The following is an 8683-nucleotide window of genomic DNA, read 5'->3' on the forward strand; positions in this document are numbered from 1 at the left end:
CTCCCTATGATCGGCTCGCGAACGGCCCGGCGATCCGGGCTCGTCCTCAGCGGCCGCGCTTGTAGGCGCCGAGCCCCGGCTGATAGGTCTTGTCATCGAGGAACTGCTTCAGCCCCTCGTCGCGCCCCTTGGTCTTGTCGAGAAACAGCATCTGCTCCAGCTTGGCGTAGATGTAATCGTCGGCGAGATCCCAGGGCAGGTCGCGCACGCGCTTGTAGGTGTCCTTGGCGGCCTTCAGCGTCACCGGGTTCTTTTCGAGCAGGCTGGCGCAGATCTTGCGGACCCGGGTTTCAAGCTCTGCCAGCGGCACGGCCTCGTTGACGAGGCCCATTTCCGCGGCCTTGCGCCCGCCGAACAGTTCGCCGGTCATGATGTAATAGAGAGCGTCGCGATGGCGCATTACTTCGGCGACCGCGCGGGTGACGTTGCCGCCCGGCAGAATGCCCCAGTTGATCTCGGAAAGGCCGAAATTCGCCTCCTCGGCGGCGATGGCGAGATCGCAGGAAACGAGCGGCGTAAAGGCGCCGCCGAAGCACCAGCCGTTGACCATGGCGATCGTCGGCTTTTCGAAATACATCAGCCGGCTCCACCAGCCGCCGGACTGCCGCCGCGCCTTCAGCGTCGCATTGCGCGGCTTGTCGTCATTGTCGCGGAAATATTCCTTCAGATCCATGCCGGCGGACCAGGATTCGCCGGCGCCGCGCAAAACGAGGACGCCGCAACGCTCGTCGCCCTCGAGTTCGTCGAGCACTTCGAGCATCCGGGCATTCAGAGCCGGATTCATCGCATTGCGCTTTTCCGGACGATTGAGGGTCACGAAGGCGATGCCGTTATCGAATTCGACCAGAACCGGTGATTGCATGTCAGTCATGAGTTTACTCCATTGGTTTCGGCGTGAATGCCGGGGCCGCTTCACAGGGCCTGTCGTTGAAGGGTTTCGTCGGAATGGAACTGGCGCAGGACATGTTTCTGCACCTTGCCGGAGGCGGTGCGGGGAATGGCCTCGACGAAGAGGATGCGCCCCGGGCGCTTGAAGGCGGCGAGCCTTGCCGCGCAATGACCGGCGATCTCATCGCCCGTTGCCACGGCACCCGGCCGCAGCACCACATAGGCGAGGCCGCATTCGCCCCACCGGATGTCGGGAATGCCGACGACTGCGGCGTCGAGGATATCGGGATGACTTGCGAGTGCTGCTTCGACCTCGGCGGGATAGACGTTCTCGCCGCCGCTGATGTACATGTCCTTCAGCCGGTCGACGATGCGATAGAAGCCGTTCGCTTCGCGTCGGCCGAGATCGCCGGTGCGGTACCAGCCCTCGGTGAAGGCGGCAGCGGTTTCCTGAGGCTTGTTCCAGTAGCCAGGCGTCACTGCCGGCCCGCGCAGCCAGAGTTCGCCGATCTCGCCTTCATCAACCTCCCGGCCGTCCTCGTCGACGATACGAATGTCGAGCAATGGCGCGGGAAGACCGACGCTGCCGGGATTGTCCTGCACGGCGCGCCGATCGATCGGCACGTGCAGCACCGTTCCGGCCTCGCTCATGCCATAACCGTTGACCAGCGCAACGCCGTCATCGAGATAACTTTCGATCAGCGCCTGCGTCAGCGGCGCGCCGCCGACGAAAAGGGCATGCAGGCCGGCCAGAGCCGCGGCGCTATAGGCGGGGTCATTGCGCAAGGCGAGCGCGATCTGCGGCACGGCGAAATAATGGGTGACGGCACGCTGCCGGTCGGCAAGGGCTGCAAGCGTCCGCGCCGGCGTGAAGCGGTCGGAGACGACGAGCGTGCCGCCCAGCATCAATGTGGTTCGCGCCACCGCGATCAGCCCGATCGTATGGAAGAATGGCAGATCGCACAGGGCGACGGATCCCGGCCCGATCTCTCCGACGACGGAAAAATTGATAGCCGCAAAGAAGGCGTTGCGGCGGGTGATGACGACGCCCTTCGGCTGTCCCGTCGTGCCCGAGGTATAGAGAAGGACACAAGGGCCATCGGCATCGGCGGGCACCGGAGCGGTCGCAAGGCTCGCCTCGATCCGCGCGGCGAGCCCGGCCGGACCGCCGGCCGTCGATATCACCGCCATCTCAGGATCAGCGCTCACCAGGCTGGCAACGGTTGCCGCGAACTCCTCGTCGTGAACGAGCAGCGCCGGCGCGCAATCGGCAAGGATCGGCCGAAGTTCGGCGGCGTTGAGGCGCCAGTTGAGCGGCACGTAAACGGCGCCGGCACGCTGGCAGGCAAAGGCAAGCACGATCGAATCCATGGAATTGCGCGCCAGCATGGCGACACGTCCCCCGTTGCGGCGCGCTCCGAGCACATCGCTCAGCAAGCCGGCGCAGCGGGCAATCCGCGCATCGAGCTCGGCATAGGTGAGCTGTCGGTCGGTGGCGATCTCGAACAGAGCCGGACGGTCCGGCGCGACGCGGGCGCGGTAAAGGATCGGATCATCCGTCACCAGTCCGCAATCCGCCGACGAAGCCATCCCGGAAATGGAATGCGCCATTTTCTCCTCCCATGCCACCGCTCCCCGCGGCAGGCATCAAATTTGTATGCAACACATACTAATATCTTTTCCCAGCAAGATGCAAGAGGCTGTTTAAGGCAAATCCGATCGCTCGAATGGCGCGGGGAAATCCGCAATACGGATATTGACTAACCTGCTGATTTTGATGGTTATGGCGCCTGGACGAGGCGAGAACGAACGATGAGCACAAAACCACCGATGGACGATTTCGAGGGCGAAGATGCTCCCGCGACGCCGGGCCTCGACGTCGGCCGGCTTGGCGATCTGATGGGGTTTCATCTGCGCATGGCGCATGTCGCAGTCTATCGCGACTTCGCCGAAACCATGGAGGAGCTGGCGCTGACGCAGAAGCAGCTGGCGGTGATGGAACTCGTCGCCGGCAATCCGGGCGCATCGCAGATCGACCTTGCCAATACGCTCGGCACCGACCGGGCGACGATGATGGCCCTCGTCAATAGGCTGGCCGCCCGCGACCTGATCGAGCGCCGCCCCTCCGCGGCGGACCGCCGGCGCCAGGAACTTCATCTGACGAAGGCGGGACGCGCAATGCTCGCGCGGGCGCGTGAGCTGATCGACAAGCACGAGCAGCGTTTCATCGACCTGTTTTCGCGCGACGAAATGGATGCGCTGCTGGCAGCGTTGAAGCGGATATACAAGGTAAGCTGAGCCCGCTTCGCTCTCGCCGACCTGCCTGCGGGCCTGCGCGTATTTTCAGATGCGCAGAGGGCTGAAGAGGAGCGTCAATTCGTCTTCGGCTGCCCGGGAAGCTGGCCGTAAGCCGTCAGAATGGCCCTGATCAGGCCCGGGAAGCGTTCGTCCAGCTCGGTGCAGCGCGTTTGATTGCGCATCTCCACACCCTGGCGCTCGCTCACGATCAGCCCGGACTCGCGCAGCACCTTGAAATGGTTGGACAGCGACGACTTTGGAATGACGCGGTCGCCGAGATCGGCAAGCGCAGAGCACGTCCCGCCACCGCTGGCGCCGGCAAGCTTTGCATAAATGGCAACGCGCTCCGGATCGGACAGCGCATAGAGGATCGCCTCGGGCTTGATGTCCTCCAGGGCTGGGTGAAAGAGCGGTCTCATGAATTTTATATAGCGTCCCTTGACATCGAGATCAACAGTTCCGAATTTCTGAACTATGGAACAAGCTTGCCAATCCCGGCGGCTATCCAGATCGGAAGGAACGATAAATGGCTAAGCTCACAGGAAAGGTCGCTGTCGTAACGGGCGCCTCCAAAGGCATTGGCGCTGCGATTGCCAAGGCGTTCGCAGCAGAGGGTGCGCAAGTGGTGGTCAACTACGCCTCGAGCAAGGCGGGAGCGGACGCCGTCGTTCAGGCGATCAGCGCGGCCGGTGGCAAAGCCATCGCGGTGCAGGGCGATGTTTCGAAGGCCAGTGAGGCACAGGGACTGGTCGATGCTGCGGTCAAGGAGTTCGGCAAGCTCGATGTGCTGGTCAACAATTCCGGCGTCTATGAATTCGCGCCGATCGGTGAGGTGACCGAGGAACAGTATCGTCGCATGTTCGACGTGAATGTTCTCGGCGTTCTCTTGACCACCCAGGCAGCCGTCAAGCATCTCGGCGAGGGCGGCAGCATCATCAACATCTCCTCGGTGGTCACCAGCCTGGCGCCGCCGGCCTCCGCCGTCTATACCGGGACGAAGGGAGCCGTCGAGGGCATCAACAGCGTGCTTGCTAAGGAACTCGGCCCGCGCAAGATCCGCGTCAACGCCATCCTGCCAGGGATGGTCGAAACCGAGGGCACGCACTCGGCCGGGTTCATCGGCTCGGATTTCCAACAGACCCTGGTCGCCCAGACGCCGCTCGGCCGCATCGGCCAGCCGGACGATATCGCCGGTGTCGCCGTCTTCCTCGCTTCCGACGATGCCCGCTGGCTGAGCGGCGAACGATTGGCCGCCAGCGGCGGTTTTCGCTGATAGTTGTGTGACGGTGTGCGTCTCCTCCATGGAGCGCGCACCCCTCGCGGCTATTGCGGACGACGGCTTAAACGCGGATCGCCGCGCCGGTGGCTAACGGTTCTCGTTGGCCTTCTTGCTTTTAAGTATGGATGGCAACGACCTTTGGTTTGCGCTCCAATGCGGGTGTCCGCTTGGTGGGCCCATTGCAGTCCTATTTGATCGACGAGTTCTGAACCTAAGGCCAATCGGCATAGCCCGATGACAGCATGCTGTTTTCCGAGCCGGCTGAAGCGCGGGCGATCTCGCGGTAGCCGGCGGGCGAAAGCCCGGTCTTGCGCTTGAAGAAATGGCTGAAATAGGTCGGGTCACGAAAGCCGAGGCTGTCGGAGATTTCCTGGATATTGCGGGCCGACCGCTCCAATCTCAGCTTTGCCTCCTGCACCACGCGCTCGTGCAGCAGCTGGATCGGCGAGCGGCCGAGCGCCCTTTGGCAGATGGAATGCAGCCGGTCGGCCGTGACGCCCAATTCCGCGGCATAGTCGCTGATCGGCCGGTGCTGGCGGAAGCCGGCCTCGACCAGTTGCCGATATCTCTGCAGAATCGATCCCACTTCGCCCTGCCCGCGCTGCTCGCTTCTTTCGCCATCGGACCCACGCCAAAGCGCCATCAGGATAAGCCTGATATAAGCGGATGCGACCATCCAGGAGGAGCGGGAGGGATCGCCGAGTTCCCGCACGAAACCAGAAATCAGCGGGCTGATTTCGGCCACTGCCAACGGATCCAGTGCCTCGACCAGCTTGCGCTGTTCGGTGAAGATGCGCAGCGAATAGGATTCCACCTTGTCGCCGATCGCATCAACCATGATCTGCGGCGAAGCGCCGACCAGATGAGCCGCGGTTCCGGCTGATATCGACAGGTCRCATCGCGCCTGCGGCGGCAGGAAGGCAAGCAACGGTCCGTGCAGCGGCCGATGCTCGCCATTGTCGAAGTGAAGCTCCCCGCTCCCCTCCCCGAGCAGAAGGAAATGGTGGAAATCGGCATACAGTCCTTTTTGAAAACGGATGCGCCGGTGCGACAGTGACGGCCCGTGCCACTCGCCCCTGGCATAGTGATGAATCCCCCCGTCCGTTGCCAACGCTTTTCCTCCATTCCCGCAGCAAACAATGCGGTAATCGCCGGATAATTACAATATTAACCCAATAAATCGCATTCCATCCGCACTCGATCGGCGTAACCTTATCCCCATCAGCCTTTGGGAGGAGGCACTTCAACAGATGCAGGAACGGTGAGGCAGCCCTCGTGGCGCCGCGTCCGCTCGTTTTCTCCCATGGCAACAACGCAAACCGGCATGTGGCGCCAACACGTGGCGCCAATGCGTGGCACCAACACATGGCGAATTGGGTGGAACAGTGTTCGCGGCAAAGCTGATGATCAACAACGAGGCGATGGACGCTTCCGAAGGGGCCACCTTCGAACGCATCGATCCGTTGACCGGCGACGTCGCAACGATCGCCTCGGCAGGATCCGTTGCCGACATGACGAGGGCAGCCAATGCGGCTGCAGCAGCCTTTCCGGACTGGTCGCAGACCGGCCCGGGCGAACGGCGCAGGCTTCTGAATGCCGCAGCCGACATCCTGGAGGCCCGCACATCCGAACTCGTTGCCGCCATGACCGGCGAAACCGGCGCCACCGCGCAATGGGCGGCGATCAATTGCGGCCTCGGCGCGGATATTCTTCGAGAGGCGGCGGCGATGACCACGCAAATATCAGGCGAGCTCATTCCTTCAGGCATTCCGGGAAGCCTCGCCATGGCGGTCCGCCAGCCGGCAGGCGTCTGCGTCGGCATTGCCCCCTGGAATGCACCTATTATTCTCGGCACCCGCGCCGTTGCCATGCCGCTTGCCTGCGGTAACACCGTCGTCCTCAAGGCTTCCGAACTCTGCCCGAAGACCCATGGCCTGATCGGCGACATTCTGTGTGACGCCGGCTTTCCGCGCGGCGTCATCAATGTCGTTTCCAATGCGCCGAGCGATGCCGCCGCTGTCGTCGACGCCCTGATCGCCCATCCCGCGGTGCGCCGCATCAACTTCACCGGCTCCACCCGTGTCGGCCGGATCATTGCCGAGTCCGCGGCAAGGCATCTCAAGCGCTGCCTGCTCGAACTCGGCGGCAAGGCGCCGTTCATCGTCCTTGCCGACGCCGATATCGACGAGGCCGTCAGTGCTGCCGCCTTCGGCGCGTTCATGAACCAGGGCCAGATCTGCATGTCGACCGAACGGATCATCCTGATGGACGAGATCGCCGACGGCTTTGTCGGCAAATTCCGCACGAAAGCGGCAACCCTCGTCGCCGGCAATCCTACGGACGGCAACACGCCGCTCGGCACGCTGATCAACACTGAGGCCGTCCGACGCGTCCGGTCGCTCGTCGATGATGCCCTGCAAAAGGGCGCGGTGCTCGTCTGCGGCGGCCAGGCCAACGACACGCTGATGGACGCGACCGTCATCGATCACGTGACGCCTGCCATGCGCCTCTACCGCGAGGAGAGTTTTGGACCGGTCGCCGCGATCATCCGGGTCGGCAGCGTCGACGAGGCCGTGACGGTTGCCAACGACAATGAATACGGGTTGTCGGCCGCCGTCTTCAGCGCCGACGTCAATGCAGCACTTGCCGTCGCCATGCGGCTCGAATCCGGCATCTGCCACATCAACGAAGCCACCGTCTCCGACGAGCCGCAAATGCCCTTCGGCGGCGTCAAATCAAGCGGCTACGGCCGCTTCGGCGGCAAGGCCGCGATCGATGAATTCACCGAGCTCAGATGGATCACCATGGCCTCGGGAAAACGGCACTACCCGATCTGAATTGAGATCGGCCGAAATGAACAATGGGAACGGGCTGGGAGGCCCGATCAAGAGGGAGGAATGATTCATGAACGGCATTTTCCGCAGCGGTAAATTCAACACGGCATCGCTGAGCCGCCGGTCTTTCATCGCATCGACCGTGGCGGGCGGCGCGGCGCTGGCGCTTTCCGGCCGCACGGCCTTCGCTGAGAGCGGCGATACGTTGAAGGTCGGCTTCATCAGCCCGCGCACCGGCCCTCTCGGCGGCTTCGGCGAGACGGACGGCTACGTGCTGGAACTGGCGCGCAAGGCGCTGGCGAACGGCCTGCAGGCAGGCGGCAAGACCTGGAAGGTTGAGATCCTCGACCAGGACACCCAGTCCGATCCCTCGCGTGCCGGCCAGTTGGCGAAGGACCTGATCAACAACCAGGCGATCGACCTGATGCTCGCCGTCTCGACGCCCGAAAMCATCAATCCGGTGGCCGATGCCTGCGAAGCGGCCGGCATTCCCTGCCTCTCGACGGTCATGCCCTGGGAAGCCTGGTATTTCGGCCGCGGCGCCAAGCCGGGCGCGCCCTCGCCGTTCAAGTGGACCTATCATTTCGGCTTCGGCGTCGAAGAGTTCCACAAGGCCTATGTTTCGCAGTGGAACCTGATCGAGACCAACAAGAAGGTCGGCGTCATGTATCCCAACGACGCCGACGGCAATGCGATCCGCACCCATCTGGCGCCGGCGCTCGCCAAGGCCGGCTTCACCATCGTCGATCCCGGAGCCTATGAAACCGGAACCACCGACTTTACCGCGCAGATCGCTCTCTTCAGGCAGGAGGGCGTGGAGATCTTCAACTCGTTCCCGATACCGCCTGATTTTGCCGCCTTCTGGCGTCAGGCCGCACAGCAGGGCCTTACCCAGCAGATCAAGATCTGCCAGATCGCCAAGACCGGCCTGTTTCCCTCCGACATCGAGGCGCTCGGCGACCTCGGCCTGAACATCGGCAGCGCCGCCTATTGGCACAAGGCTTTCCCCTACAAATCCACGCTGACCGGCGTCTCCGGCACCGAACTCGCCGACGGCTATGAGACGGCAAGCGGCAAGCAGTGGACGCAGCAGCTCGGCGCCAGCCTTGCGCTTCTCGACGCCGGCTTCGATGCGTTGAAGGCCAGCACCGACGTCAAGAGCAAGGAGGCCGTCGCCAAGGCGATCAGCACGCTGAAGACCACCACGATTGCCGGCAAGGTCGACTTCACCAGCGGCCCCGTCGCCAACGTCTCTCCTGGACCAATCATCGGAACGCAATGGGTGAAGGCACCGGAGGGCTCGAAATTCGCGCTCGACTACGTCGTCACCGAAAACGCCACCGACCCCAATGTCCCGGTCGGCGCCAAGCTCACCGCCTATAAC

At 63.2% G+C, this 8683-nt stretch carries 8 protein-coding genes; 4 read left to right on the forward strand and 4 right to left on the reverse strand.

Annotated elements, in window-relative coordinates; all coding sequences use genetic code 11:
- Window positions 1-46 precede the first annotated feature (46 nt).
- On the reverse strand, window positions 47-871 hold the full coding sequence (locus AC1ECN_RS34120; protein WP_018071429.1) for a p-hydroxycinnamoyl CoA hydratase/lyase: 825 nt from the start codon (window positions 869-871) through the stop codon (window positions 47-49).
- 41 nt (window positions 872-912) lie between these two features.
- On the reverse strand, window positions 913-2499 hold the full coding sequence (locus AC1ECN_RS34125) for an AMP-binding protein (RefSeq protein ID WP_164582594.1): 1587 nt from the start codon (window positions 2497-2499) through the stop codon (window positions 913-915).
- 201 nt (window positions 2500-2700) lie between these two features.
- Here AC1ECN_RS34125 and AC1ECN_RS34130 point away from each other — a divergent pair, with 201 nt between their 5' ends.
- Window positions 2701-3186, forward strand: a complete 486-nt coding sequence (locus AC1ECN_RS34130) for a MarR family winged helix-turn-helix transcriptional regulator (RefSeq protein ID WP_130665615.1) — start codon at window positions 2701-2703, stop codon at window positions 3184-3186.
- A gap of 74 nt (window positions 3187-3260) precedes the next feature.
- Here the strand turns inward: AC1ECN_RS34130 and AC1ECN_RS34135 are convergent, their stop codons facing one another.
- A complete protein-coding gene (locus AC1ECN_RS34135; RefSeq protein ID WP_027687981.1) occupies window positions 3261-3605 on the reverse strand; it encodes an ArsR/SmtB family transcription factor in 345 nt (114 codons plus the stop codon).
- Between the two features lie 107 nt (window positions 3606-3712).
- Here AC1ECN_RS34135 and AC1ECN_RS34140 point away from each other — a divergent pair, with 107 nt between their 5' ends.
- Window positions 3713-4459, forward strand: a complete 747-nt coding sequence (locus tag AC1ECN_RS34140) for a glucose 1-dehydrogenase (RefSeq protein WP_130697436.1) — start codon at window positions 3713-3715, stop codon at window positions 4457-4459.
- 217 nt (window positions 4460-4676) lie between these two features.
- Here the strand turns inward: AC1ECN_RS34140 and AC1ECN_RS34145 are convergent, their stop codons facing one another.
- The gene (locus tag AC1ECN_RS34145; RefSeq protein WP_130697437.1) at window positions 4677-5576 is read right to left on the reverse strand and encodes a helix-turn-helix transcriptional regulator; all 900 of its coding nucleotides are present in this window, start codon (window positions 5574-5576) and stop codon (window positions 4677-4679) included.
- A 262-nt stretch (window positions 5577-5838) separates the two neighbouring features.
- On the opposite strand from AC1ECN_RS34145, the gene AC1ECN_RS34150 reads away from it, so the two are divergent.
- Window positions 5839-7302, forward strand: coding sequence for an aldehyde dehydrogenase (locus AC1ECN_RS34150; protein ID WP_204340841.1), 1464 nt, complete (start codon window positions 5839-5841; stop codon window positions 7300-7302).
- A gap of 67 nt (window positions 7303-7369) precedes the next feature.
- Window positions 7370-8683: ABC transporter substrate-binding protein (locus AC1ECN_RS34155; protein ID WP_477955471.1), on the forward strand; the 1314-nt coding region annotated here is incomplete at its 3' end.

Source organism: Rhizobium sp. 01N447_2 (genome assembly GCF_056399245.1).